Source organism: Caulobacter sp. 602-1, assembly GCF_003931565.1.
GTDB lineage: Bacteria > Pseudomonadota > Alphaproteobacteria > Caulobacterales > Caulobacteraceae > Caulobacter.
In genome coordinates this window covers 1-312 of sequence record NZ_RRYI01000084.1, presented here as the reverse complement: position 1 = coordinate 312, position 312 = coordinate 1, and the positions used below count along the sequence as shown (strand labels likewise).

The window sequence follows — 312 nt, the reverse complement described above, 5'->3', positions numbered from 1 at the left end:
GTAGGGCTTGAGGCGGACCGTCGATACCTCAAACTTAGGTCGGGATGGAGGGGGCTTCATGCGGTCGATGATCAAGGCGCTGGCGCTCTGCGCGCTGGCTTGGCCGACACTCGGCGGCGCGCGGCAGGTCCCTATCCCCTATGAGATCCAGGAAACGCTCAACGATGCATACTACACGGCCCTGACGCCGGCCGAGCACCGCCAGGCCCAGCTCTACGCCGAGCAAAGCAAGCCGCTCCTCATGACGATCATGGCGGAAGAAGCCGCTGTCGGGCCCGAAATGCTCCCGCTGAATCTCTCGGAGCTGCTGAC

Annotated in this window: 1 protein-coding gene; it reads left to right on the top strand. The window is 64.1% G+C overall.

The genetic code is table 11. The features are described from left to right. Positions 1-58: 58 nt before the first annotated feature. Positions 59-312: hypothetical protein (locus EIK80_RS25345; RefSeq protein WP_148099133.1), on the top strand; the 254-nt coding region annotated here is incomplete at its 3' end.